The organism is Variovorax sp. PDC80 (assembly GCF_900115375.1).
Classification (GTDB): Bacteria; Pseudomonadota; Gammaproteobacteria; order Burkholderiales; family Burkholderiaceae_C; genus Variovorax.
On record NZ_FOWG01000007.1, the window covers coordinates 144,352 to 169,300 of the forward strand.

The following is a 24,949-nucleotide window of genomic DNA, read 5'->3' on the forward strand; positions in this document are numbered from 1 at the left end:
CGTCAGTCTCCGGCCCAGCGAAAACGCGCCGTGAAGTTGCGCAGCAGCGCCGGCTCGTAGGTGAAGACCATGCCGCGGATGCGCGCTGCGCGCCGCGCCACCTCGGCCAGTGCGTCGGCCACGTAGTCCATGTGGTCGTTGGTGTAGACGCGCCGCGGGATCGTGAGCCGCATCGATTCGAGCGGTGCCTTCTCCTGCAGCCCCGTGACGGGATCGCGCCCGAGCAGCAGCGAGCCGATCTCCACCGCACGCACGCCCGCTTCCAGGTACAGCTCGCAGGCGAGCGCATGCGCCGGAAAGCTGTCGGCCGGCAGGTGTGGCAGCAGCGCGGCCGCGTCGACGAACACGGCGTGCCCGCCGGTCGGATGCTGGATCGGGATGCCCTGCGCGCGCAGCCGCTCGCCGAGGTAGGCGACCTGGCCGACGCGATAGCGCAGGTAGTCGGCATCCATCGCCTCCTCGAGGCCGACCGCTAGCGCCTCCATGTCGCGGCCCGCGAGGCCGCCATAGGTGATGAAGCCTTCGCTGACCACGCAGCGTTCCTGCACGGCGCGAAACAGGTCCTGGTCGTCGCGGAAGCTGCAGAAGCCGCCGATGTTGACCAGCCCGTCCTTCTTCGACGACATCACCGCGATGTCGGCGCAGGCCATCATGTCGCGCACGATGTCTGCTACCTCGCGCTGCGCCTGTCCGGCCTCGCGCTCGCGGATGAACCAGGCGTTCTCCGCGAAGCGCGTGGCGTCGATCACCACCGGGATGCCGGCTTCGCGCGCGAGTTGCGAGGCTGCGCGCAGGTTGGCCAGCGCGACCGGCTGGCCGCCGCTGGTGTTGCAGGTCACGGTGGCCACCAGCGCCACCACGTTGGCCGCGCCGTGGGTCTCGATCAGCCGCGCGAGTTCTTCGAGGTCGAAGTTGCCTTTCCAGTCGTGGTAGGTGGCGGTGTCCAGTGCCTCCTTCGTCAGTGCGTTGAGCGCGCGCGCGCCGGCCAGCTCGATGTGGAGCTTGGTGGTGTCGAAGTGGAAGTTCGACAGGAACACCGGCTGCTTCGCGCCGCGGCGCTTCACGAGCTCTGGGTAGAGCAGCTGCTCCGCCCCACGGCCCTGGTGCGCGGGCACCGTGTGGCGATGGCCGAAGACCTTCTCGATGGTGTCGGCGAGCCTGTAGTAGCTGCGGCTGCCGGCATAGGCCTCGTCGGCCGCCATCATCGCGGCCCACTGGCGGTCGCTCATCGCGCCGCTGCCGCTGTCGGTCAGCAGGTCGATGAAGACGTCGTCGCTGCGCAGCAGGAAGGGGTTGAGCCCCGCGTCGAGCAGGGCCTGCTCGCGGTGCGCGCGGGTGGTCAGGGCGATGCGCTCGATGGTCTTGATGCGGAACGGTTCGGGGATGCGCTTCATGGGTTCTCCTGGTCGAAGCTCGGTGCGGATGGATCGGATGGCTGACCCGGGGCATTCGCGAATGGCGATGCAATGCAGTTGCGCATTCGTTGCCTATCGAGAGAAGATGTCTCGCCTGCTCCGGCCCCTGGGTCGAGCTCGCAACGATTCTTTCGCCCGGCTCGCGCAATGGGTTTTCATCGCGCGTTGGGATCACCCCTCGAAGAAGAGAAGTCCTTTCGCCATTCCCACCAAACAGGAGAACATCTTGCAACCCGTACCGCTGGACTCGATGGACACCCGCATGCTCGAGGTGCTGCAGGGCCATGGCCGCATCTCCAACCTCGAGCTCGCGGCCGCGGTCGGGCTCTCGCCCGCGCAATGCAGCCGTCGGCATCACCGGCTCGAGGAAGAAGGCGTGATCGCGCGCTACGAGGCGCGGCTGCGGCCCGCGGCCGTGGGCCTGCGCGTGATGGCCTTCGTCCACATCGCGATGGAGCGCGGCCACGTGCGCGACTTCAAGCGCTTCCGCCAGGCCGTGACGCAACTGCCCGACGTGCTCGAATGCCACTCGGTGACGGGCGACGTCGACTACGTGCTCAAGGTGATCGCGAGCGACCTCGAGGCGCTCAGCACCTTCCTGACCGAGAAGCTCTCGGCGCTGCCCGGCGTGAGCATGGTGCGCTCGAGCGTGTGCCTCGAAGAACTGAAGGGCGGCGCGGCGCTGCCGCTGGCGCAGGCCGGCGCCTGAAGCGGGACCTCAGCCGCGCCGCGACTGCACGAAATCCACGAAGGCGCGCAGCGGCGCCGGCAGCCGCTCGCGCCCCTGGTAGTAGAGAAAGGGCCCGGTGAAGGGCTGCCACCAGTCCTCGAGCACGGGCACCAGCGCGCCGCTGGTCAGTTGCGGCTGCAGCCATTCCTCGAACAGGTGGATCACGCCGATGCCGGCCACCGCCGTGTCGACCGCGAGCTCGACACCGCCGCCCAGGCGCACGATCAACGGCCCGTCGACGTCCACCGTCACCACCTCGCCCTCGCGCTCGAATTCCCAGCCCGCCATCGCGCCGCTCGCGAAGCGCCCGCGCAGGCAGGCGTGCTGCAGCAGGTCGCGCGGGTGCATGGGGCGGCCGTGCGCCGCGAGGTAGGCCGGCGAGGCCGCGGTCGCCATGCGCTGGCGGCGCGGGCCGATCGGGATCGCGATCACGTCCTGCTCGAGCCGTTCCTCGTAGCGGATGCCCGCATCGCAGCCCGCGGCCAGCACGTCGACGAAGCTCTCCTCGACCACCACCTCGAGCAGGATCTCGGGATAGGCCGCGAGAAAGGGCGGCACGATCGCCGGCAGCACCAGCCGCGACGCGCTCGCGGGCACGTTGAGCCGCAAGGTGCCCGCGGGCTTGTCGCGAAAGCCGTTGACCACGTCGAGCGCGGCCTCGACCTCGCCGAGCGCCGGCCCGAGCCGGTCGAGCAGCCGCGCGCCGGCCTCGGTGGGCACCACGCTGCGGGTGCTGCGATGCAGGAGGCGCACGCCCAGTCGCGTTTCGAGCCGGCGCACCGCCGCGCTGAGGCTGGAGGCGCTCACGCTCTGCAGCCGCGCCGCCTCGCGAAAGCCGCCCGCGCGCGCCACCGCCACGAAGACCGCCAGATCGCCGAGCTGTTCCGTCATCGCCTGTCTTTCGATTGTTCGTTTTTCCGCACGACCCGTGCGCATTGAGCCGGCTTATCGTACGCCGCCGCGGTGCCTACATTCAGCTTCAACCTGAAAGGAAAGCCCATGAACCCGCTCGACACCATCTCCACCTTCCGCCTTGGCGACCGAGACGTGAAGCGCCTCGGCTACGGCGCCATGCAACTCGCCGGCCCCGGCGTCTACGGTCCGCCGAAGGACCGTGCCGCCGCCGTCGCGGTGCTGCGCGCCGCGATCGAGGCCGGCGTGGACCACATCGACACCAGCGATTTCTACGGCCCGCACGTCACCAACCAGATCATCCGCGAGGCGCTGCACCCGTACCGCGACGACCTGACCATCGTCACCAAGGTGGGTGCCACGCGCGGGTCCGACGCCTCGTGGAACCTCGCGGCCTCGCCGGCCGACCTGCGCCAGGCGGTGCACGACAACCTGCGCAACCTCGGCCTCGACGTGCTCGATGTCGTCAACATGCGCAGCATGCTGGGCGTGCACGGGCCGGCCGAAGGCTCGCTCGAGGCGCCGCTGACCGCGCTGGCCGAGCTGCGCCAGCAGGGCCTGATCCGCCACATCGGCCTGAGCAACGTGACCGCGAAGCAGGTCGACGACGGCCAGCGCATCGTGCCGATCGTCGGCGTGCAGAACATGTACAACCTCGCGAATCGCGCCGATGACGCGCTGGTCGAGAAGCTGGCGCGCGAGGGCATTGCCTATGTGCCGTTCTTTCCGCTCGGAGGCTTCACGCCGCTGCAGTCGGGAGTGCTGTCGGAGGTGGCCAGCGAACTGGGCGCGACGCCGATGCAGGTGGCGCTGGCCTGGCTGCTGCAGCGCTCGCCGAACCTGCTGCTGATCCCGGGGACTTCGTCGCTGGGGCATCTGCGGGAGAACCTGGCGGCGGCTGGGCTGAAGTTGCCGGCTGGGGCGGTGGCGCGGCTCGACACGATCGGCGTCGGGTCGGGTCACTGAAGCTCGGCTTCAGGGCGGCAGGAAGAGCCCTTCGCCGACGCACAGCGCCATCTGCTCCTCGACGGCGCTGCGAAAGACCTTCGCGGCCAGGCTGACCGGCCGCCCTTTGGCCACCGCGAGCATGCGGGCCACCGAGAAGCCGCGCACCGGCACGGCCACGAGGCCTTGCCAGATGCTGGAGGTTCGCACCACCGATTTCGGCAGCACGGCAAAGCCGAGGTCGGCCCGCGTGAGTTGCGCGGCCCCTTCGTTGCCGTCGATCTGGATGACCGGCTGCATCACCCCATGCTCCGTCTCGAGGCTGTGCCGCAGGCCGAGGGAGATGATGATCGGCAGCTTGCGCAGTTCGCGCGCATGCACGCTCGAGCGCGCGGCCAGCTTCGAACCCGGAAGACAGAAGACCGCGATTTCCTGCCGCGCGAGCGGCGTGAAATGGATGTGCTCCTGATTGCCGGGATTCGACACGATGGCGAGCTCGATGGTGCCGGCGGTCAGCCGATGCAGCGCGTCGTCGGTGGGGCTCTCCGTCAGCTCCAGCCGGACCTGCGGAAAGCGCTGGCGGAAGTCCAGCGCGAGGCGGCCGTGGATCGCCTGCCCGACCGTGGGCGCCGATGACATCCGCACCGTGCCTCGCACGTCGCGATGAAAGCCGCGCATGCCGCGGTTGAAGTTGGAAACGTCCAGGGTCGTGCTCTCCACTTCACGCAGGATGAAGCGCGCGCGTTCCAGGAACATGAGACCGCTGTCGGTCAGTTGCACGCCCGCGATGCTCCGATGGAAGAGGGGGCCGCCGAGGTCTTCCTCAAGCAGGCGCATCTGCCGGCTGATCGCGGACTGCGCCACGTGCAGTACCGCGGCGGCGGCACTGATGCTTCCCTTCTCCGCCACCGTCAGGAAGTAGCGCACCTGCCGCAGATCCATGGTTCGTCTCCAAAGCTAGTCCAGCTAAATTTTAGATGGATGGCAGCTGAAATCTCTTCTTTTGCGTTGGTATCAACCCCTCCAGAATTGCGCCTGCCGGACGGGGCGCGATCGCAGGGCCCGCCGGCCAGACAAGAAAGATGGAGACAAGGATGATCAAGACCGCGTTGCGTTGCGCAGCCATGGCGCTGTCCGCGCTGGCGCTGGGCGCCCCGGCCCACGCCGACTATCCCGAGAAGCCCGTGCGCATCGTCGTGCCGTTCGCGGCCGGCGCGGGCGCGGACATGGCCTCGCGCTTCATGGCGGGCAAGCTCGCGCAGCGCTGGGGCCAGGGCACCGTGGTCGACAACCAGGTCGGTGCCAACAGCATCATCGGCGCGCAGCAGGTCGCCCGCGCACCGGCCGACGGCTACACGCTGCTGGTGCCCAACGACACCACGCTGGCGGCGAACCCGGCGCTGTATGCCAAGCTGCCCTACGACCCCCTCAAGGATTTCGCGCCGATCGCGCTGATCGGCGAAACCCCCTTCGTGCTGGTCGCGTCGCCCAGCCTGAAGGTGCATTCGGTCAAGGAGCTGGTGGATGCCGCCAAGGCCAGGCCCGGTGAAATCAACTTCAGCTCCAGTGGCGTCGCCAGCGCCCAGCATCTTCCGATGGAGATCCTGATGCGCAGCGCGGGCATCCGGATGCTGCACGTGCCCTACAAGGGCGCGGCGGAAGCCGCCACGGCGGTCGTGGGCGACCAGGTGCAAGTGATGTTCGCCGGCGTCTCCGCCGTGCTGCCGTTCCTGCAGTCGGGCCGGCTCGTGCCGCTGGCCGTCGGCACCTCGGAAAGACTGGCCGTGCTGCCCAAGGTCCCGACCATGGCCGAGTCCGGCTTCCCGGGCTTTCGCTATGGCGCATGGCTGGGCTTCGTGGCGCCGGCCGCCACGCCCGCGGCCATCGTGCAGAAGATCAACGCCGATGTCGGCGAGGTGCTGCGCCAGCCCGAGGCGCGCGAGCGCCTGCTGGCCATGGGCTTCCTGCCCGCGGCACCGGCGAAGCCGGAAGCCTTTCGCAAGCACATCGACGAGGAGTTGGTGCGCTACGCCCAGTTCATCCGGGCGGCCGGCATCGAGCCGTCGCGCTGAGACCGCCCACCCAAGAAGTTCAGGACACACAAGAAAGCATCATGCGGATCATTGACCTCCAGGAAGCGGCCTTTCCGGTGCAGAGCACCATGCGCAACGCCGTGTTCTCCTTCGCGGAGATGACGACCTCGATCGTCGCGGTACGGCTGGACCCGGGCAGCGGCAGGGCGCCGGTCACCGGCTACGCGTTCAATTCCACCGGCCGCTACGCCTGCGGGCAGCCGATGCGCGAGCGCTTCTTCCCCCGGCTGCTGCGGGCCCGGCCCGAGTCGCTGCTCGACGGCGATGGCGTGCTCGATCCGGCCAGGGCCGTGACGGCGATGCTCGTCGGCGAGAAGCCGGGCGGCCATGCCGAACGCTCGATCGCCATCGGCACCATCGAGACCGCGCTGTGGGATGCCATCGGCAAGGCGCAGGACCTGCCGACCGCGGAAGTGCTGGCGCGGCGCTATCGCGGCGGGACCATGCAGCGCAAGGTGTCGGTGTACGTGGGCGGAGGCTGGTATCGGCCGGGCGGCGTGCCGCAGGACGTGGCCGACGAGATTCGTGGCCACCAGGCCGCCGGCTACACCCACGTGAAGATCAAGGTGGGCGGTGCGTCGCTCGACGAAGACCTGCGCCGTATCGATTGCGCGCTGAGCGTGCTTCCCGACAGCAGCCATCTGGCGGTCGATGCCAACTGCAAGTTCCAGCGCGACGAGGCGCTCGTCTATGCGAAGGCATTGGCGCCGTACGACCTGCGCTGGTTCGAGGAGCCCTGCGATCCCAACGACTATGCGCTGATGGCCGAGCTGGCCTCGGTGTACGCGCCACCGCTCGCGGTCGGCGAGAACCTCTATGGCAACCAGGAGGTGACCAACCTCGTGCGCCTCGGTGGCTGGCGCAGCGAGAAGGACCTGATCCAGGTCGACCCGCCGCAGTCCTACGGCCTGCATGCCTTCGCCAGCATGGCGCTGGGGCTCGAGGCGCAGGGGTGGGGCGCAGGCAGCCATTTCCCGCACGGCGGCAACCAGATGTCGCTGGCGCTGGTGGCCGGCCTGGGCCTGGGCGGTTGCGAGGCCTATCCCGGCGTGTTCGGCTCCTTCGGCGGCTTTGCCGACGACACGCGGGTAGAGGACGGCTTCGTGCATCCGCCACAGCGGCCTGGCATCGGCTTCGAGGGCCACGGCGCGCTGCATGCGCTGATGAGTTCGGTCGGAGCCGGGCTGAAAACCTCCTGATCGATCTCCTTCCTCTCGCAAGCCCATGAACTTCGTCACCTTCCATACCGACTCCGATCCGACGCCCCGCCTGGGCGCGGTCGTCGATGGCGCCATCGTCACCCTGCCCGGTGACATGGTGGCCCTTTGCAGCCGTGGCGCGGCCGGCTTTGTCGCCGCCGCGAAGGAGGCCGCCGCAGCGCCCGCCACGGCCCGCATCCCGCTCGATGCCGCGAGGCTGCTGCCCGTGGTGCCACGGCCCGGCAAGATCATTTGCCTGGGGCTCAACTACGCGGACCACGCGGCCGAAGGCGGTAACCAGCGCCCGGACTACCCGAGCTTCTTTCTGCGCGGCGCGTCCTCGCTCGTGGCGCATGGCGCGGCGATCCAGCGGCCGCGCGTCTCGAGCCACCTCGACTTCGAGGCCGAGCTAGCCGTGGTGATCGGCAGGACCTCGCGCCACCTGAGCGAGGCCGATGCGCTCGAGGCCGTGGCCGGCTATACCTGCTTCAACGATGCCACGCTGCGCGACTACCAGCGCAGGACGGCGCAGTGGACCATCGGCAAGAACTTCGATGCCACCGGCGCCCTGGGGCCCTGGCTGGTGCCCGCGTCAGACCTGCCGCCCGGTGCCGCGGGGCTGAAGATCGAATCGCGCCTGAACGGCACGGTCATGCAGAGCAGCAACACCGCGCGGATGCTGTTCCCCGTGGCCGAAACGCTGTGCCTGCTCACCGAGGCGGTCACGCTCGAGCCGGGCGACGTGATCGTGATGGGCACGCCCGCGGGCGTCGGCTATGCGCGCAAGCCACCCGTGTGGATGAAGGCCGGCGACACCATCGAGATCGAGATCGAAGGCATCGGGGTCCTGTCGAACCCCGTGGAGAACGAGGCGCAGCCATGATCTTCGAACTCAGGACCTACACCGCCGAACCCGGGCGCGCCGCCGACTTCCTGCAGCTCTACGAGAGCATGGCGCTGCCGTTGCAGAACAAGTACCTGGGAGGCCTCGTCGGCTTCTACGTCAGCGAGATCGGCCCGTTGAACCAGATTGTGCATCTGTGGCGATTCGACAGCCTGGCCGACCGCGAGCAACGGCGCTCGGCCATGGAGGCCGATCCGGCCTGGCAGGAATACAGGGCCCGCTCGAAGGAGCTGGGCGCCTTGCGGCAGCAGGAGTCGCAGATCCTCAAGCCGACCTCGTTCTCGCCCCGCTAGCGGCGCACCTGGCGCCGATACGCGAAGCGGCACCTCGAAAAACAAATACGGAGACAAGGCAATGAGCAACATCAATCGCAGGACCCTCATCAGCGCGGTACTCGGCAGCGCATTGCCGGCGATGGCCCAGCCGGCCAAGTCGGACGTGCTGCGGATCGTCGTGCCCTTTCCCGCGGGATCGGGCATGGATGTCACCGGGCGGCTGCTGGCACACACCCTCGAGACCACGAGCGGCCGCAACGTCATCATCGACAACAAGCCCGGCGCGGGCGCGGTGATCGGATCGCTGGACGTGTCGCGATCGAAGCCGGACGGCAACACGGTGCTGCTGAACTCCGCGGGCCACACGACCAACGCGGTGCTCTACAAGAGCCTGCCCTTCGATTCGAAGTCCGACTTCACGCCCATCACGCGGCTGGCCACCTACTACGGATGGGCCCTGCTGGTCGGAGCGAACTCCCGCTTCAAGACCCTGCAGCAGTTCATCGATGCCGCGAAGGCTTCGCCGGGCAAGCTCACCATCGCGAACTCGGGCCTCGGCAATCCCACCCACATCATGGCTTCGCTGTTCTGCAGGAACGCCGGCGTGGAGCTGGTGCATGTCCCGTACAAGGGCGCGCCCAGCAACGACCTGGTGTCGGGCGTCGTCGATTGCACCTTCCTCGCGCCGGTCTCCGCACAGGGCTGGATCCAGGGCAAGCAGATGCGGGCGCTGGGACTCTCGGGCAACGTGCGATCGCCGATCGTTCCCGACGCGCCGACCTTTGCCGAACTCGGGCTGGACGTGCCCGACATCCCCGCCTGGTCGGGCATCTGGGGGCCGAAGAACATGAGCGAAGCCGCGGCCAATTCGCTCCACGCCATGTTCGCGAAGCTCGGCCAGGACCCCAAGTACCGGCAGTACATCCAGGACGGCGGCGGCGTGCTCGAGGCCATGGCGCCGCGCGATTTCAAGGCCTATGTCGATTCGGAGATCGATCGCTTCGCCAGGATCCTGCCCCCCTTGGGAATCCAGATCAGTTGAGTTTCAGAAGGAAAGATCACCATGAACCAAGCGAACCCGAACCAGGACCGCGCCGACGGCGCGCTCTCCAACGACATGCCCGAGGCCGTCCATGCCGACGGCATGCGCATCCTCTGGGATGTGCCGATTCCGATGAGCGACGGCGTCGTGCTGCGCGCCGATGTCTTCCTCCCGCAGGAACCCGGCCGCCATGCGGCACTGCTCTCCTACGGCGCCTATGGCAAGGGCGTGCCCATGCAGGTGGGCTACAAGAGCGCGTACGACCGCATGGTGCGCGACTTCCCCGACATCGCCGAAGGCTCGTCGAACAAGTACATGAACTGGGAAGTCATCGATCCCGAGAAGTGGGTGCCCGACGGCTTCGTCTGCATCCGCGTCGACAGCCGAGGAGCGGGCCGCTCGCCGGGCGTGCTCGATCCGACCTCGGAGCAGGAGACGAAAGACATCTACGAATGCATCGAATGGGCGGCGGCACAGCCGTGGAGCAACGGCAAGATCGGGATGAACGGCATCTCCTACTACGCGAGCAACCAGTGGTACGTGGCCGCGCTGCGGCCTCCTCACCTCGCCGCCATCTGCGTATGGGAAGGCTTCGTCGACCGCTATCGCGATGCGGCCCGGCACGGCGGCATCTACTCGCAGTTCGGCGAAGGTTGGTACGAGCGCCAGGTGCTGCGCATCCAGCACGGCTATGGCGAGCGCGGCGCGCGCAATCCGAACAACGGCGAACTGGTCTGCGGCCCGCAAACGCTGTCGGACGAGGAGCTGGCGGCCAACCGTGCGCCGAAGATGTCCAACGAGTCGTTGAACCGCCCGCTCGACGACGCGTTCTATTCGTCGCGCAAGCCCGACGTGAGCCGCATCGAGGTGCCCCTGCTGTCGGCCGCGAACTGGGGTGGCATGGGCGTGCATCCGCGCGGCAATTTCGAAGGCTATCTGGACGCGGGATCGAGCCAAAAGTGGCTGGAGGTGCATGGCAACAGCCACTTCAGTCCCTTCTACCGTGCCGAGGGCGTTGAATTGCAGAAGCGCTTTCTCGGCCACTTCCTGCAAGGCAAGGACACGGGCTGGGACCGCCAGCCGCCGGTGCAGCTGCAGATCCGCCGGCCGGGCGAGCACTTCACGATCCGCGACGAGCAGGAATGGCCGCTGGCCCGCACGCAGTGGACGAAGTACTACCTCGAGCCCGCCACCCGCACCCTGGGCACCACGCCGGCCACCGGCGCCAGCATCGCCTACCAGGCGATGAGCGAAGGGCTCGTGTTCAAGCTTCCGCCGGCCAGGGAAGAGATCGAGATCACCGGCCCGATCGCGGCGCGGCTCGTGGTGTCTTCCAGGACGGCGGATGCCGATCTCTTCCTGGCGTTGCGGCTCTACGCACCCGACGGCAAGGAGGTGCTGTTCGTCGGCTCCAACGATCCGCGCGTGCCGATCGCACTGGGATGGCTGCGCGCCTCGCACCGCAAGCTGGACACGGCGAAGTCGCTTCCCTACCGCCCGTACCACACGCACGACGAGCTGCAGCCGCTCGTGCCGGGCGAGCCGGTCGTGCTCGACATAGAGATCCTGCCAACCTCCATCGTAATTCCACCGGGCTACACGCTGGCCCTCAACGTCCGGGGCTGCGACTACGACCACGGACTCGGCGATGCCGGCTTCTCGGACCAGCCCTATCCGATGACGGGCGTCGGCCCGTTCCGCCACGCGAATCCGCAGGACCGGCCGCCCGAGGTCTTCGGCGGCGAGAACACGCTGCACTTCGGCGAAGGCAACGAGCCCTTCATCCTGCTGCCCATCATTCCCGCCAAGGGCGCTTGAGCCAGCGGGATCGCAAGAGCGGGGGGCGCGGGATGAGCGATCACATCGACACGGGCGACCACGCCTTCGTTCCAAGCCGCTGCACCAGCGCCGACCGCGTCATGTGGATCACGAAGGACCGCCTCTTCTACGCCGGCCTTCTCGGCGCCCGGAGCCTGCACACGCAAGGGGCCCTCGTCGCGTACGTCGCGATCGATGGTCGACTGCGCGTGCGGCTCGAAGGGGGCGAATGGCAATCGACCGAAGTCGCGATCGTCCAGCCCTACGTTCCCTACGAGATCGCCTGCGAGGGCCGCAACGTGCTCATCGTGCTGATCGAGCCCGAGACGGTCGACGCGAGCGCGCTGCCGCCGCTGCTGCGCCTGTGCGGCGCGGTGCATGCACCCGACTTCGCGGTGCATGTGCGCGAGGTCCATCGCCGGCTTGCTTCGCAAGGCGGCGCGCTCGACCTGCGCCCGTGCGATTTCGACCAGAGCTTCTTCGGCGTGGCGTTGCCCGCGCGCGCGCTCGACCAGCGCATCGCGAGCGTGCTGGAGCGCATCAAGGCCGATCCGACGGGTGCCGTCGCCTCCGACGAATGCGCTTCGCGCGTGAACCTGTCGATCTCGCGCTTCCGGCATCTGTTCAAGGAAGAGGTGGGCATTCCGTTTCGCAACGTGCGGGCCTGGAAACGGGCGCGCAGCCTGCTGCACCATGTGCACACGGACGCCAGCCTGGTCGACGTCGCGCTCGACATCGGCTATCCCGATTCGACGCATTTCAGCCACTCGATCCGCCAGGTCTATGGGCTCAAGCCCCGGGACATCATCGCGGGCTCGCGCAAGCTGCGCATCATCGCGCAGGCGCTCTAGTCATCGGCCTTCGACCCGACGTCGAACACGCCAGCCGCTGCGCGCAAGACGGCCATCTCGCATCGCAAGAAGATGGGGGCACGATGATCGAAACACGCCCACTCCCTCACTACTTCAGCGCCGAGCATGAAGACTTCCGATCGACGCTTCGCGAGTTTGTCGACCGCGAGATCGTCCCTTTCGCGAACGACTGGGACGAGGCCGAGACCTTTCCGCGCGAGCTCTATCGCAAGTTCGGTGCCTTGGGTGCCCTCGGCATCGGCTACGACGAAGCGCTCGGCGGCACGGCGGCCGACATCTTCCACTACCTCGTCGCGATCGAGGAGGTGGCGCGCGCGGGCTGTGGCGGCGTGCAGGCCTCGCTGCTGTCGCACACCATCGGCCTGCCACCCGTGGCCGCGCATGGCAGCGAAGCGCTCAAACGGCGCGTGGTGCCGCCCGTGCTCGCCGGCGAGAAGATCGCCGCGCTGGCGGTCACCGAGCCCGGCGGCGGGTCCGACGTCGCGTCGCTCAAATGCGCCGCGCGGCGCGACGGCGACCACTATGTGCTGAACGGCGAGAAGACCTTCATCACCTCCGGCATGCGTGCCGATTTCATCACCGTGGCCGTGCGCACCGATGCGGGCTCGAAGGGCGCCGCGGGCGTGTCGGCCCTGCTGGTGGAGGCCGATGCGCCCGGGCTCACCCGCACGCCGCTCAAGAAGATGGGCTGGTGGTGCTCCGACACCGCGCATCTGCATTTCGACGACGTGCGCGTGCCGGTCGGCAACCTCCTGGGGACCGAACACCAGGGCTTCAAGGTCTTCATGACCAACTTCAACAGCGAGCGGCTGTCGATGTCGGCCGCTGCCTGTGCCTTCGCGCAGGCCTGTCTCGACGAGGCCCTGGCCTGGGCGCGCGACCGCGTGACCTTCGGGCAGCCGCTGTCGCAGCGACAGGTCATTCGCCACAAGCTCGTGGACATGGCGTTGAAGATCGACGCGGCCCGCGCGCTGGTCTACGAGCTGGCGTGGCGGCTCGAGCACCGGCATGGCGATCCCGAGCAGCTCGTGGCGCGAACCTGCATGGCGAAGATCCTCTCGACGCAGGCCATGCAGTTCTGCGCCGACCAGGCGGTGCAGATCCTCGGCGGCATGGGCTACATGCGCGGCACCCGCTCCGAGCGCATCTATCGCGAAGCCAAGGTGATGATGATCGGCGGCGGCTCCGAGGAAATCCTCAAGGACCTGGCGGCCCGGCAGCTGGGCATCTGAAGCGCCGCACCATGAATGACAAGACCGACCTCGGCGGCCTGCTGGACGCATCGCCCGTGCGGCGCGGCCACGTTCTCACCGTGGCGACGCTGTTCCTCGTGCTGCTGATCGATGGCTACGACCTGGCCGTGACCGGCCAGATGCTGCCCGCGATCGCATCTGCGCTCGGCGTGCCGACCGCCAGCCTGACCGGTGCCTTCGCGTTGCAGCCCATGGGGCAAGCGATCGGTGGCCTGCTGCTGTCGCCGCTGGCCGATCACTTCGGCCGCAAGCGCATGCTGATCGCGCTGCTGGCGCTGTTCTCGGTCGCCACGCTGCAGAGCGTGTTCGCCACCTCGGTCTTCGGCTTCGGCGCGACCCGCTTCATCGCCGGCATGCTGGGCGGCGGCCTGCTGCCCGCGGCCGCCAGCCTGGTGGCCGACATCTCGTCCGTCAAGCGCCGCTCGACCATGGTGGGCATCGTCTATGCCGGCGTGGCCATCGGCGCGGTGGGCGCCAGCGGGCTCGTGGCCCTCGCGCTCGATCGCATCGGCTGGCAGGGCATGTACCTGATCGGGGCGTTGGCGCCGCTGCTGATGATCCTGCCGATCGTGCTGTGGATGCCGGAGTCGCCGTTGCATCTGGCGCGCACCGGCGCGCCGCCGAGCGACATTCTCAAGGCGCTGCGCAAGCTGGGCATCGTCGTGGACGCAAGCGCAAGGCTTCGTGGACCGGCGCGGCGAACCGGCGCGCGCATCTCGCTCTTCGAGATATTCGGCGACCGTCGCGCACTCTTCACCGCGGCGCTCTGGTTCTCCTGCATCTGCGGCCAGATCGCCGTGAACCTGTTCGGCATCGGCGCGGTCTTCTTCCATGAATTCGGGCGCGTGCCGGTCGCCAGCTTCGCGGCCTACGCGTCGATGGCCGGGCTGGCGTCCATCGTCGCAGGCCTGTCCACGGGCTTCGTGATCGACCGCTTCGGGCGCTATCCAGTGACCGCCGTGTATGCGCTGCTGGGCGCTCTGTCGCTGGCCGGGCTCGGCCTGTTTCCGTTCGGCACCGCGGGCTTCGTGGCCGTGATCGTCAGCGCCGGCTTCTTCGTCGTCGGCACCTACCAGTCGCTCAACATCATCACGCCCATCGTCTATCCGGCCGCGTTGCGCAGTGCCGCGGTCGGATGGAAGGGGGCGGTCTCGCGCTTCGGCAGCAGTGCCGCACCGCTGATCGCGGCAGCGCTGCTGGCGCAACAGATGGGCGTGAAGGTCGCCATGTGTGCCGCCGCGGCACCGTTGCTGATCGTGGTGCTGCTGGCGCCGGTGCTGGCCGTGCTGGAGCGGCGGATGCGATCTGACCACTCCTTGTGATAGCGATAGGAGAACAAGCGTATGTCCGATGAAGAAAAGCGCAGGCTGCGGTCGCAAGCCTGGTTCGAAGGCCGGGGCGCCAGGAACTTCGCGAACCGGGGCTGGGTTCGCAGCCGCGGCGTGCCGATGGATCACTTCGACGGGCGACCCGTGATCGGCATCTGCAACACCTGGTCCGAACTCACGCCGTGCAATTCGCACTTCCGCGAGCTGGCGCAGCATGTGCGCGAAGGCATCCTCGAAGCGGGCGGTGTGCCGATGGAGTTTCCGGTCATTTCGCCCGGCGAGATGCTGACCCGGCCCACGGCCATGCTGCTGCGCAACCTGTGCAGCATGGACGTGGAAGAGACGCTGCGCGCCAACCCGCTCGACGGCGTGGTGCTGCTGATGGGTTGCGACAAGACGACGCCCGCGCTGCTGATGGGCGCCGCCAGCGTCAACCTGCCGACCATCGGCGTGTCCGGCGGGCCGATGCTCAACGGCAGCTTCCGCGGCAAGTCCTTCGGCGTCAAGGATGCATGGAACCTGGCGGCGGACCTGCGCGCCGGCCGCGCCGTCAACGAGGACTTCGAGGAGGCCGAGGGCTGCCTCACCCGATCGGTGGGCGTGTGCAACGTGATGGGAACGGCATCGACGATGGCGTCGATGGTCGAGGCGCTCGGCGTGGGGCTGCCCGACAACGCATCGATTCCCGCCGTGGATGCCAGGCGCCGCGTGCTGGCGCGCATGGCGGGCCGCCGCATCGTCGACATGGTGCGCGAGGACCTCCGGCTCGACAAGGTGCTGACCCGCGAAGCGTTTGAGAACGCCATCGCGGTCAACGCGGCCATCGGCGGATCGACCAATGCCGTCATCCATCTGACGGCGGTGGCGCGGCGCATGGAGGTCCCGCTCGACATCGAGGACTGGCACCGGGTCGGGCGCGACGTGCCCACGCTGCTCAACCTGCAACCCTCGGGCCGCTACCTGATGCAGGACTTCCATGAGGCCGGCGGGCTGCCCGTGATCCTGCGCGACATGTGCGAGTCGGGCCTGTTGCATGGCGATGCGCTGACCGTCACCGGCAGGACGCTCGCCGAGAACAACGCCGGCGCCGTCTGCTGGAACCCGGACGTGATCCACAGCGTGGCGAAGCCCTTCATGGTGACCTCGGGCGTCGCCATCCTGCGCGGCAACCTGTGCCCGAACGGTGCCGTCATCAAGCCTTCGGCCGCCGAGCCGCGCCTGCTCAAGCACCGGGGCCGCGCGGTGGTGTTCGAGAACCAGGACGACCTCGGCCGGCGTGTCGACGATCCCGATCTCGACATCGATGCGGACTCGGTCATGGTCCTGCGGAACTGCGGTCCCAAGGGCTTTCCGGGCATGCCGGAGCTGGGGATGCTGCCCATTCCCGCCAAGCTGCTGAAGCAGGGCGTGACGGACATGGTTCGCATCTCGGACGCCCGCATGAGCGGTACCTCGTTTGGTGCCGTGGTGCTGCACGTGTCGCCCGAGGCGGCCGTGGGCGGCGCCCTTGCCGTCGTGCGCGACGGCGACCTGATCGAGCTCGACGTCGAGGCCCGGCGGCTCGAGCTGCTCGTGTCCGAGCAGGAGTTGCAGCAGCGGCTGGCCGCGTGGAAGCCGCCTGCCGCCGTGGCCACCCGAGGCTACGTCAGGCTGTACGTCGACACCGTCAATCAGGCCCATGACGGCTGCGACCTGCAATTCCTGGTGGGCCGCAGCGGCAGCGACGTGCCGGCCGCCCAGCACTGAAACCCACAGGAGACGGATCTTGAACATTGCATTGGTACGTGACGTCGCGGCGCTGGAAGACCGCTATGGCGTCGATGACGGCTGGGTCTACATGACCGGCATCCAGGCGCTGGTGCGCCTGCCGCTGCAGCAGCGCGCGCGCGATGCCGCGGCCGGATGGAACACGGGCGGCTACATCTCGGGCTACCGCGGTTCGCCGCTGGGCCGCTACGACATGGAGCTGTGGGCCGCCGAGAAGCAACTGAAGTCCGCCAACGTGGTGTTCCGTTCCGGCCTGAACGAGGATCTCGCCGCCACCGCCATCTGGGGCTCGCAGTACGTGGGGACTTTTCCGGGCGCACGGGTCGATGGCGTGTTCGGCATCTGGTACGGCAAGGGCCCGGGCGTGGACCGTTCGGGCGACGTGCTTCGGCACGCCAACCAGGCCGGCACCTCGCCCAAGGGCGGTGTGCTGTGCCTGGCGGGCGATGACCACGGCGCGAAGAGCTCCTCGGTCGCCAACTTCTCCGATCCGATCCTCATGGCGGTCGGCATGCCGGTGCTCTATCCCTCCAACACGCAGGAGTTGCTGGACTACGGCCTGCACGGCATCGCCATGAGCCGCTTCTCGGGCTGCTGGGTGGGCATGAAGGTCGTGACCGACGTCGTCGAGGGCGGGGGCTCGGTCTACGTGGGTGCGGATGCGCCCGTCATCACCGTGCCCGAGGCGCCGAGCCGGCCCGTGGACCCGTTCGGGGCGGGCTACAACATCCGCGGCTTCGACATGCCGCTTCCGCAGGAGGACCGGCTCTACAACCACAAGCATGCCGCGGTGCTCGCCTATGCCCGGGCGAACCGGCTCAACCGCATCGTCGTGGACCCGGCCGGAGCGGGTGTCGGCGTCATCGCGGCGGGCAAGGCCTGGCAGGACGTGCTGCAGGCCCTGGGGCGCGACGATGAAGCAACTGGGGGCGGGTTCGCCGACTTGAAGCTGCTGAAGATCGGACTGGTCTGGCCGCTGGATCCCGAGATCGTGCGCGAGTTCGCGCAAGGGCTGCACACCATCGTGGTAGTCGAAGAAAAGCGGCCCATCCTCGAAGACCAGGTACGCACCATTCTTTACGGTCGCGCGAATGCGCCGCGCCTGGTGGGCAAGCTGTTCGAAGGCGGGCTCTTCGAATCGGGTCCCGCCAACGTCGCCTTTCCGAACGCCAGCGAGATCTCGCCGATACGGGTGACGGAAGTGCTGGCGCGCGTGCTGGGCCGTGAGGTGCCCGTGCCCGCGCAGTGCGCGAGCGCACCCGCGAAGGTGCCGGGGCCGAACCGCGTGCCCGGCTTCTGCTCGGGCTGCCCGCACAACCGCTCGACCAAGGTGCCCGAAGGCAGCCGCGCGCTGGCCGGCATCGGCTGCCACAGCATGGCGCTGCTGGTGAACCCGCAGCAGACCACCACCTGGTCGCACATGGGTGCCGAAGGCGTGATGTGGCTCGGCCAGCAACCGTTCACCGCCGAGCGCCATGTGTTCGCCAACATCGGCGACGGCACGCTGGCGCACTCGGGCTACCTGGCGATTCGGCAGGCCGTCGCGGCGCAGGTGCCCATCACCTACAAGGTGCTGTACAACGGCTTCGTGTCCATGACCGGAGGGCAGGCGGTCGAGGGCAACCTCAGCCCGCCGCAGATCCTCGCGGGCTTCGCGGCGGAAGGCATCCTCAAGATGGCGGTCGTCACGGACGAGCCGCGGCGCTATGCCGCGGTGAAGTTGCCCGAGGGCGTGGCCGTGCACGACCGCACGGCCCTCGACGCCGTGCAGCGCGAGTTCCGCGAGTACCCCGGCGTCTCGGTGATCCTGTACGACCAGGCGTGCGCGGCGGAAAGGCGCCGGCTGCGCAAGCGCGGCAAGCTGCCCGATCCCGATCGGCGCCTGTTCATCAACCCCGCCGTGTGCGAGGGCTGCGGCGATTGCGGCGTGGCTTCGAACTGCATGTCGATCGAGCCGCTGGAGACCGAGCTCGGCCGCAAGCGCCGTATCAACCAGGGAAGTTGCAACAAGGACTATTCGTGCGTGGAGGGCTTCTGCCCCAGCTTCGTCAGCGTCGAGGGCGGAAAGCCGCGCCGCGCCGCTGCGCGCGTCGAGGCACAGGCGGCATCGCCGCGCCCGTACACGCAGGCGCTGCCCGAGCCCGACATCGCACCGCTGCGACGCGCCTGCAGCGTGCTGATCTCCGGCATCGGCGGCACGGGCGTGGTGACCATCGGCCAGACCCTCGCCGTGGCCGCCCATCTGGAGGGCCGCTACAGCTCCAACCTCGATGTCACCGGGTTCTCGCAAAAGTACGGCGCCGTGACCTCGCACGTGCGGTTCGCGCCCGACCCGGGGATGCTGCATGCCACGCGCATCGCCGAGGGCGAGGCCGATGCCTTGATCGGCTGCGACCTCGTCGTCGCGGCCTCGGACGAATCGCTGACGCGACTGCCGGCCGGTCGTGGTCGCGCGGTGGTGAGCACCGGCCTCGTGCCGACCAGCGACTTCGCGCGCAATCCCGACTGGCAGCTCGACCCGAAGATGCTGATCGAGCGCATCGAGGCCGCGGCGGGCACGGCCGATCTCGTGCTGATCGATGGCGAGCGCATGGCCACCGCGCTGGTCGGCGATCCGATCGGCATCAACATGTTCATGCTGGGCCTGGCCTGGCAACGTGGTTTCATTCCCTTGGGGCGGGCCGCGATCGAGCGGGCCATCGAGCTCAACGGCGTGGCCGTGGCCATGAACAAGGAGGCCTTCCTCTGGGGGCGGCGCGTTGGCCATGACCAGCCGGCGGTCGAGCGTCACCTGAAGGCCGAGCAACCGACGCAGGTCATCACCTTCATGCCGCGGCAAGCCCGCGGGCTCGACCAGACCGTCGCGCACCGCATCGAACACCTGCGGGCGCACAGCGGCGAATTGCATGTGCAGCGCTACAAGGAGCTGGTGGAGAAGGCGCGTCAGCTGGAAGCCGGACTTCAGTCGGGCGACGCCCTGGCCAGGGCCGTGGCACACAACTACCACCGGCTGCTGGCGACCAAGGATGAGTGGGAGGTAGCCCGACTGTTCACGCACCCCGACTTCCGATCGGCACTGGAGCAGGAGTTCGAGGGCCCCGTCCGGCTGCGCTTTCACCTCGGGGTCTGGCCGTTCGCACGCAAGGATCCCCACAGCGGCAAGCCCGTGAAGGGCGAAGTCGGCCCATGGGTACTTTTGGCGATGAAGTGCATGGCGCGGCTGCGCGGCCTGAGAGGGACCTGGCTCGACCCGTTCCGCAACGCGGCGGAGCGCACGTTGGACCGTCAGCTGCTGGCGCAGTACGAGGACGACATGCGTGCTGCCCTGTCCGACTTGCGTCCCGAGACCCTGCCCATCGTGACCAAGCTGGCTTCGCTGCCTCAAAGCATCCGGGGGTATGGCCATGTGCGGGAGGCGCAGGCCAGTAAGGCGGCCTTGGTGCGGCAAGAGCTGCTGCGGGAACTCGAGCTGGCACGCGAGCCACTGGCGCGTGCCGCATGACGACCGGGCTCTAAACTGCGGCCCATGCAGGCCGACCACTCAACGAACCTTCAACTCATCCTCATCGTGCTGTCGCCGCCGCCAGGCGTCGACTTCGCCGTCCAGCGCGGCCGCGATGAGCTGGTGAAGCCATTCCTCAAGACGGCAGACGCGGTGTCGTTCGCCGTCACGTTGACACTTGGCCCTTCGCTTGCCGATGGGTCCCCGAACTTCCGGGGCCCTTTCGCGCAAGGCACGCCCGTCGACCGATTCGTGTACGTGAACTCCGGTTTCTACGCAGGCCAGATGGGCACGCCGTGGGAACGAAGGGCGAAGATCAAGCTGGCCGACATTCCGATCGCGCTGGTGGAAAGCGCCGTGGGCAACCCGAATGCCGCGATCGAGGCACGCATCGAAGGAACGATGAAGGATGGGGGGCCGGTGTGTGCGAGTGTTCGGGCGCCGCAGATTTCTTGGCAAGTGGTGAAGCGGTCGGATTGAGTCGGTGAGGGGCCTGAGGAAGTTCCTCCAACAGAATGCAGTCATACAAATCCATGCTGACCCAATGCCGACACCAAAGCTCTACGCAGGCTACGCCAGCCGTTTGACCAAGCTTTTTCAGCGCCCCAATGGATGGCGGTTCCTCGGAGTGTTGGCGGCTGTGGGTCTCACCTTGGTGGTTATTGGCAGGGCGTATCCATCCACTGATCCCGTGGTGGGCCTGATCATCTACGTATTGATGTTCGGCTACTTTGCTCTGATCGCGCCGTGGGTCGCTTTCCCTCGGCCGGTATCGATCGAACCGCACTCGATGGCATACCAAGTATGGGGATGGACTCGCGCCATCCTGTGTTCGCTGATGATTGCCTTTTGCCTATGGGCAATCTGGTTTGGACTCGCACGCTAGGGGGGCCCAGTCCCGCTTTTGTTCTTGCCGCGAAACTGTGGACAGTTTCAAGAGCCCTCGATTGCGAAGTTCCTCGCATGTACTTCTTCCTGCTGCCGCGTCGATCAGGGCTTCTGGCATGGTGTGGCGTGTAGTGTTGCGGCGCGATGGAGTGACTTCGGCAAGACACCAGTCTGATGTTCTGCACCATGCGCAATACCGCGCGCGTGTTCCGTAACGCGATCGCCGAAGAGGTGGTGACCACGGAGAACCATCTCGGCGGCGTTCTCGCCGATCGGGACCCGCACGCCACGACCTCTTCGAGGCCCGTGCTCCGCGCACTATAGAAGCTGTATTTATTGGCGCTTACCGCAACTTCATGCTCAACGGCACCGCGACCCGCCCACTTCTTCCCTAGAGTGGATGCCCCTCTCACTCGCTACCCCACCTAGGGGAGAAGAAAGGCGCAACACACCAATCCACTGAGATATTTGAAGGCTGCCCGCCTCGCGGCAGGTCGTCGGTGCGAAAGCAGCGATGCAGATGCGAGGTATCAAAAGGCGACGGCCAGGGTGTTGTAGCACCCCAGCCGTCTAACCAAGTTCGTGCACAACCCTAGAAAGGACGCACAAAAATGGCTACCAAGACTATAGCCCGGGGTCGCACGCCGGTATCCCCCAGAGAAAACGCCCAAGCCCCGGCGGATCTCCTTGAAAACACCCTCTCCCAACTCGAAGCGCTTCTGTGGGCCTCCCACGGAAAGGACATCGATTGGTGCAGCGGTGACGGGCCTCGCCAACTCGACAACCTGCTCTGGCTCGCAGCGGAACTCGCTCGCAAGGCCGGGGAGTTGTTTCAGTTGAGCGAGATGGCGCGACGTGGCGCGCTTGAGACTGGCGGGTAAGGGCCGGTCTGCGGGCCGCGGGTTCGCGGCCCGTTTTCGCGGGATGGACCTGGCACGAATGGGTACGATCGGCCGGAAGCAGACTCGGACGACAGTTTCACGCAGGAAGATGGAATGATCCACGAATTCAGAGAAGCGATCGTAAGCAGCGGGATGCTCACCGATGTCGAGGTGCGCGAGGACATCGTCGTTGGCCGGGCTCGAGTGTTGGCGGCACAAGCCGACGTTTGGGTCAACGTCGATCCTGAACTCGAGGACGGCGGAGCGCCGGACGCTAAAGTGCTGCTGCACCGCATCGACCAGATACTCGGCGTCTCGCCAACGCAGTGGGGCCTGATCATCGACCAGATCGTCGACGAAATCGAGGCGGCCGTTGGTGACGAGCCAGTGAAGGAATCCACCAGCCTGCGATCCGATCTGGTCTTGAAGTCAGTCGTCGTGTTCGCCGAGGCGACACTTCTGCGCTTCGAAGCGCCACGCCAGTTCCCCGACAGCTGGATCCATGCTCAGCTCGACGAACAACTTGGTTTCGATGACCTTGCGATCGTAGCGCGAGACGTGGATGCAGAAACGATGTCGTTCGATACCGTCGATGATCTGCTGGACCACGTCAGCAAGGACAACACGTCGCGAGAGTCGTAGAGGTGAGACCTCTTCGACGGCGATCCGGTAGTCTCGGGTCCCATGCACCGAGCCGTGAATGCTCGACAGGAGGAGACGCTCTGCAGCTCGACAGGCATCACCACAGTGGGGACCACATGTCGGTGATCGAGGCATACCGCGCTCCTCAATGAAGCAAACCGCACTAGCATCCCTCCTGCAGGCCGCTTGCGGTCGGGAGCAGTCGCTCAACTTGAAAATTCAAGGGTCGAAATGGCAACGAGCGCAATTCGATTCGGTCTGATCTACGTGCATGTTCGCGATAGCAGGCTAGGCGAGCTGTTGAAGGCGATCGCCTACTGGATGCCGGTCGAAATCAGCACTGATGGACGAAATCTTGAGTGGCTGGCACACGCTATTGGAGCTTGGTGTGAAGACTACGAAAACATGCCGCCGGGCCTCAAGGACGTGGAGCTTGACCAGTGGCTTTCTGATGGGGCCAGGGAACAGACTTTTTTGCAGTACCTAAGGCATGTTGCATCGAGGGACGCGCCACCGAATACCTATGACGCGAATGTGGTGCGCAATGAGATCGAGCGAGTCTTGAAAGTGCTTTGGCCGGAGAAGTGACCGCTTCGGATCCTTATCCGTGGTGGACTATGGGACTACAGCCGTCCAAAAGCGGAAGTACAAATGCCCCGATGAACACCGACGACCATGTCGAAGGCCTGGAAGGTTGGTTCCAACCATGGAGCGAGCACGACCTGGCAGCAAGACCACTTGTGAGAATTGGCGGCACATACACCATCTACACGGGCCGTCTGACCGAAACCGAGATCGCAGCACTAGGCAGCCTACCTCTCCGATTACCCGGAGCACGACCGGACTCGTTGGAGTTCTTTAGCGACGCCTCGGGCGATTCTTGTTTTGAAGCGCCCTTTGAGCCATCAGGCATTACCGTGGAGGGCCAAGCGTCACTCAGGCAATGGGCCGCATGGGACGCCGCGTTCAGAGCGACTGTCAGGTTGAGGCGGGATTCACTTAGCCGCCGAGCAGATTGTGGCGAGGTGTGATTGCTGTTCGAGATACCACGCCGAGGGATATTCCTGTCGGTCCCATGGCTCGTCGCTTTCGTACGCTCCTCTACCAAGAAAACCGTAGTAGACGTTCATTGCGTCGAGATGGCATCTCGCCCAGAACACCCACACGCAAGTGCTTTCCCCGAGTAGACGTCTGGCCGCTTCGCCCGCTGGCCCGAGCGCAATGCAGCTCTCAAGACCCTCTTCATCGATCCGAATCTCGTGAAGATAACCTCTGCGCAGTTGGAACTCATCATGCGACGACATCGTCATCTGGAAGGTCTGGTTGTCGGCTGTACTTTCACTGTAGCTTGAAGGTCCGCCGCTGGCCGCGTCCCGCCTCCTAGTCATAGGCAACGACGGCGGCGTGGATTGGCAGTTCGGCTAGCATCCTGGCAAGGCACTCACGGAGTTGCTTCGCATCACGCAGATGGCGGTCTGTGAAGTCGGTCCAGTCGACAAATCGCAGCCGGTGCGGCATGTCCACCAACCCTGTGATTGCGTCCCAGAAGGCGTCCCAGTTCCGGCCGTACCACCCTGGAAGTCGAGCGAGGTCATCAGTCGATTCTGAAGTTCAAGTGAACTGCTCACGTCGCTCAGATCTACCGTCATCTCGTCTTTACGTACCACCATGTCGCTCCAATCTCCTCATTTCTGACACGACTGTGAGCCGCTGTCGAACGTCGGCTTCTGGCCGACTTTAGCCCGCCGTCGCGGCGGCGCAAGGGCCCCTGGGGTCATCAGTTCGTTTGGGAAGCAGCCGTTCAGGTAGCAAGCGCCGTGCGGTTGAGGTCAGGGCAAGAATCTTATTGAAGCAACGAATTCTTCAAACGGCTTCTCCATTTCCTTGAAGAAAACCATAGGGTCCTTTGCCTTGTCCAGAGATCCGGCTCCACATTGGATCATCCACCCGAACCCCGGCGTCTGAGTGACGAAGTGCTTGGTAGCTATTCTGAGCTGCTCGGCGCCTTCACCCTCAGTAACAGTCGCGATTGCCCAGTAAGCCAACGCTCCTCCGATCATGCGCTGTCCCACTTTTTCGATAGCAAGCGGACCGCGGACTCGTGTACTGAGTCTCGCCCGAAATCCCTCTGCATCCAGCGGCTTGCTGGCATATGCCTCATTGAGTTGCTGTTGGGAATACGACCGATAATTCGGCGGCAGATCGTGCCTGTCAATCTGGCAAGTGAAAACGACGTAGCCTCTCTCCCTGACACCCGCGCGGATCGCGACTATCTTTCGGGTAGGCTCACTTGTCACCTTGTATTCCCACCGGTCAGGCAACTCAAAGGAGACGGTAGCCTCCGAAACGGCGACTTGCCGAGAAAGGGCGCTCATCGGCAAGAGCGACATACAAGAAATCGCCAAAAGCAGTGTCGACTTTGGTATGAGGTTCTTAAACTTCGAAAAGGTGCGCATTTTTCCTCCAGTATTGACGAACCTTTA

The 24,949-nt window shown here is 66.5% G+C and carries 22 protein-coding genes; 17 read left to right on the forward strand and 5 right to left on the reverse strand.

Annotated features, from left to right (window positions below):
• Positions 1–2: 2 nt before the first annotated feature.
• Positions 3–1,394: a tryptophanase gene (locus BM109_RS20840; protein WP_093346510.1), complete on the reverse strand. Its 1,392-nt coding sequence runs from the start codon at positions 1,392–1,394 to the stop codon at positions 3–5.
• A 271-nt stretch (positions 1,395–1,665) separates the two neighbouring features.
• Between BM109_RS20840 and BM109_RS20845 the strand changes: the two genes are divergently transcribed.
• On the forward strand, positions 1,666–2,124 hold the full coding sequence (locus BM109_RS20845) for an Lrp/AsnC family transcriptional regulator (RefSeq protein ID WP_093346512.1): 459 nt from the start codon (positions 1,666–1,668) through the stop codon (positions 2,122–2,124).
• Positions 2,125–2,133: 9 nt separating this feature from the next.
• Here BM109_RS20845 and BM109_RS20850 read toward each other — a convergent pair whose 3' ends face one another.
• Entirely contained in the window at positions 2,134–3,036 is a 903-nt protein-coding gene (locus BM109_RS20850; protein ID WP_093346515.1) for a LysR family transcriptional regulator, read from the reverse strand.
• 108 nt (positions 3,037–3,144) lie between these two features.
• On the opposite strand from BM109_RS20850, the gene BM109_RS20855 reads away from it, so the two are divergent.
• Entirely contained in the window at positions 3,145–4,023 is an 879-nt protein-coding gene (locus BM109_RS20855; RefSeq protein ID WP_093346518.1) for an aldo/keto reductase family oxidoreductase, read from the forward strand.
• A gap of 9 nt (positions 4,024–4,032) precedes the next feature.
• Here the strand turns inward: BM109_RS20855 and BM109_RS20860 are convergent, their stop codons facing one another.
• The gene (locus tag BM109_RS20860; protein WP_093346520.1) at positions 4,033–4,944 is read right to left on the reverse strand and encodes a LysR family transcriptional regulator; all 912 of its coding nucleotides are present in this window, start codon (positions 4,942–4,944) and stop codon (positions 4,033–4,035) included.
• 152 nt (positions 4,945–5,096) lie between these two features.
• On the opposite strand from BM109_RS20860, the gene BM109_RS20865 reads away from it, so the two are divergent.
• From BM109_RS20865 to BM109_RS40810, 15 genes are all read left to right on the forward strand, one after another.
• Complete coding sequence (locus BM109_RS20865) at positions 5,097–6,074, forward strand: Bug family tripartite tricarboxylate transporter substrate binding protein (RefSeq protein WP_177239418.1); 978 nt, start codon at positions 5,097–5,099, stop codon at positions 6,072–6,074.
• A gap of 41 nt (positions 6,075–6,115) precedes the next feature.
• Positions 6,116–7,294, forward strand: coding sequence for an enolase C-terminal domain-like protein (locus BM109_RS20870; RefSeq protein WP_093346525.1), 1,179 nt, complete (start codon positions 6,116–6,118; stop codon positions 7,292–7,294).
• Between the two features lie 25 nt (positions 7,295–7,319).
• On the forward strand, positions 7,320–8,177 hold the full coding sequence (locus BM109_RS20875) for a fumarylacetoacetate hydrolase family protein (RefSeq protein WP_093346527.1): 858 nt from the start codon (positions 7,320–7,322) through the stop codon (positions 8,175–8,177).
• The gene (locus BM109_RS20880) at positions 8,174–8,491 is read left to right on the forward strand and encodes an NIPSNAP family protein (protein ID WP_093346529.1); all 318 of its coding nucleotides are present in this window, start codon (positions 8,174–8,176) and stop codon (positions 8,489–8,491) included. The genes BM109_RS20875 and BM109_RS20880 overlap by 4 nt, the downstream gene beginning before the upstream one ends.
• A gap of 61 nt (positions 8,492–8,552) precedes the next feature.
• Entirely contained in the window at positions 8,553–9,515 is a 963-nt protein-coding gene (locus BM109_RS20885; protein ID WP_093346532.1) for a Bug family tripartite tricarboxylate transporter substrate binding protein, read from the forward strand.
• Between the two features lie 21 nt (positions 9,516–9,536).
• The gene (locus tag BM109_RS20890) at positions 9,537–11,333 is read left to right on the forward strand and encodes a CocE/NonD family hydrolase (protein ID WP_093346534.1); all 1,797 of its coding nucleotides are present in this window, start codon (positions 9,537–9,539) and stop codon (positions 11,331–11,333) included.
• 32 nt (positions 11,334–11,365) lie between these two features.
• Entirely contained in the window at positions 11,366–12,184 is an 819-nt protein-coding gene (locus BM109_RS20895) for a helix-turn-helix transcriptional regulator (RefSeq protein WP_093346537.1), read from the forward strand.
• Between the two features lie 83 nt (positions 12,185–12,267).
• Complete coding sequence (locus BM109_RS20900; RefSeq protein ID WP_093346539.1) at positions 12,268–13,437, forward strand: acyl-CoA dehydrogenase family protein; 1,170 nt, start codon at positions 12,268–12,270, stop codon at positions 13,435–13,437.
• Positions 13,438–13,448: 11 nt separating this feature from the next.
• Positions 13,449–14,780 carry an MFS transporter gene (locus BM109_RS20905; protein WP_093346542.1) on the forward strand — a complete coding sequence of 444 codons (1,332 nt, stop codon included), beginning with the start codon at positions 13,449–13,451 and terminating at the stop codon, positions 14,778–14,780.
• Between the two features lie 21 nt (positions 14,781–14,801).
• On the forward strand, positions 14,802–16,532 hold the full coding sequence (locus BM109_RS20910; protein WP_093346545.1) for an IlvD/Edd family dehydratase: 1,731 nt from the start codon (positions 14,802–14,804) through the stop codon (positions 16,530–16,532).
• Between the two features lie 19 nt (positions 16,533–16,551).
• A complete protein-coding gene (locus BM109_RS20915; protein WP_093346547.1) occupies positions 16,552–20,055 on the forward strand; it encodes an indolepyruvate ferredoxin oxidoreductase family protein in 3,504 nt (1,167 codons plus the stop codon).
• Positions 20,056–20,079: 24 nt separating this feature from the next.
• Positions 20,080–20,535 carry a DUF5990 family protein gene (locus tag BM109_RS20920; protein ID WP_256222688.1) on the forward strand — a complete coding sequence of 152 codons (456 nt, stop codon included), beginning with the start codon at positions 20,080–20,082 and terminating at the stop codon, positions 20,533–20,535.
• 64 nt (positions 20,536–20,599) lie between these two features.
• A complete protein-coding gene (locus BM109_RS40805) occupies positions 20,600–20,941 on the forward strand; it encodes a hypothetical protein (protein WP_143129215.1) in 342 nt (113 codons plus the stop codon).
• 997 nt (positions 20,942–21,938) lie between these two features.
• Positions 21,939–22,466, forward strand: coding sequence for a cytochrome C5 (locus tag BM109_RS20930; protein WP_093346552.1), 528 nt, complete (start codon positions 21,939–21,941; stop codon positions 22,464–22,466).
• Positions 22,467–22,697: 231 nt separating this feature from the next.
• Entirely contained in the window at positions 22,698–23,054 is a 357-nt protein-coding gene (locus BM109_RS40810) for a hypothetical protein (RefSeq protein WP_143129216.1), read from the forward strand.
• A gap of 792 nt (positions 23,055–23,846) precedes the next feature.
• Here the strand turns inward: BM109_RS40810 and BM109_RS41655 are convergent.
• Positions 23,847–23,990, reverse strand: a complete 144-nt coding sequence (locus tag BM109_RS41655; protein ID WP_256222690.1) for a barstar family protein — start codon at positions 23,988–23,990, stop codon at positions 23,847–23,849.
• A gap of 305 nt (positions 23,991–24,295) precedes the next feature.
• Positions 24,296–24,922, reverse strand: coding sequence for a hypothetical protein (locus tag BM109_RS40815; protein ID WP_143129217.1), 627 nt, complete (start codon positions 24,920–24,922; stop codon positions 24,296–24,298).
• Positions 24,923–24,949: the final 27 nt, after the last annotated feature.

What these genes read in the sequence shown, in the direction of transcription:
- BM109_RS20840 (WP_093346510.1), bottom strand. Translation starts at nt 1,394, where the DNA reads ATGAAGCGCATCCCCGAACCGTTCCGCATCAAGACCATCGAGCGCATC.
- BM109_RS20845 (WP_093346512.1), top strand. Translation starts at nt 1,666, where the DNA reads ATGGACACCCGCATGCTCGAGGTGCTGCAGGGCCATGGCCGCATCTCC.
- BM109_RS20850 (WP_093346515.1), bottom strand. Translation starts at nt 3,036, where the DNA reads ATGACGGAACAGCTCGGCGATCTGGCGGTCTTCGTGGCGGTGGCGCGC.
- BM109_RS20855 (WP_093346518.1), top strand. Translation starts at nt 3,145, where the DNA reads ATGAACCCGCTCGACACCATCTCCACCTTCCGCCTTGGCGACCGAGAC.
- BM109_RS20860 (WP_093346520.1), bottom strand. Translation starts at nt 4,944, where the DNA reads ATGGATCTGCGGCAGGTGCGCTACTTCCTGACGGTGGCGGAGAAGGGA.
- BM109_RS20865 (WP_177239418.1), top strand. Translation starts at nt 5,097, where the DNA reads ATGATCAAGACCGCGTTGCGTTGCGCAGCCATGGCGCTGTCCGCGCTG.
- BM109_RS20870 (WP_093346525.1), top strand. Translation starts at nt 6,116, where the DNA reads ATGCGGATCATTGACCTCCAGGAAGCGGCCTTTCCGGTGCAGAGCACC.
- BM109_RS20875 (WP_093346527.1), top strand. Translation starts at nt 7,320, where the DNA reads ATGAACTTCGTCACCTTCCATACCGACTCCGATCCGACGCCCCGCCTG.
- BM109_RS20880 (WP_093346529.1), top strand. Translation starts at nt 8,174, where the DNA reads ATGATCTTCGAACTCAGGACCTACACCGCCGAACCCGGGCGCGCCGCC.
- BM109_RS20885 (WP_093346532.1), top strand. Translation starts at nt 8,553, where the DNA reads ATGAGCAACATCAATCGCAGGACCCTCATCAGCGCGGTACTCGGCAGC.
- BM109_RS20890 (WP_093346534.1), top strand. Translation starts at nt 9,537, where the DNA reads ATGAACCAAGCGAACCCGAACCAGGACCGCGCCGACGGCGCGCTCTCC.
- BM109_RS20895 (WP_093346537.1), top strand. Translation starts at nt 11,366, where the DNA reads ATGAGCGATCACATCGACACGGGCGACCACGCCTTCGTTCCAAGCCGC.
- BM109_RS20900 (WP_093346539.1), top strand. Translation starts at nt 12,268, where the DNA reads ATGATCGAAACACGCCCACTCCCTCACTACTTCAGCGCCGAGCATGAA.
- BM109_RS20905 (WP_093346542.1), top strand. Translation starts at nt 13,449, where the DNA reads ATGAATGACAAGACCGACCTCGGCGGCCTGCTGGACGCATCGCCCGTG.
- BM109_RS20910 (WP_093346545.1), top strand. Translation starts at nt 14,802, where the DNA reads ATGTCCGATGAAGAAAAGCGCAGGCTGCGGTCGCAAGCCTGGTTCGAA.
- BM109_RS20920 (WP_256222688.1), top strand. Translation starts at nt 20,080, where the DNA reads ATGCAGGCCGACCACTCAACGAACCTTCAACTCATCCTCATCGTGCTG.
- BM109_RS40805 (WP_143129215.1), top strand. Translation starts at nt 20,600, where the DNA reads ATGCCGACACCAAAGCTCTACGCAGGCTACGCCAGCCGTTTGACCAAG.
- BM109_RS20930 (WP_093346552.1), top strand. Translation starts at nt 21,939, where the DNA reads ATGATCCACGAATTCAGAGAAGCGATCGTAAGCAGCGGGATGCTCACC.
- BM109_RS40810 (WP_143129216.1), top strand. Translation starts at nt 22,698, where the DNA reads ATGGCAACGAGCGCAATTCGATTCGGTCTGATCTACGTGCATGTTCGC.
- BM109_RS40815 (WP_143129217.1), bottom strand. Translation starts at nt 24,922, where the DNA reads ATGCGCACCTTTTCGAAGTTTAAGAACCTCATACCAAAGTCGACACTG.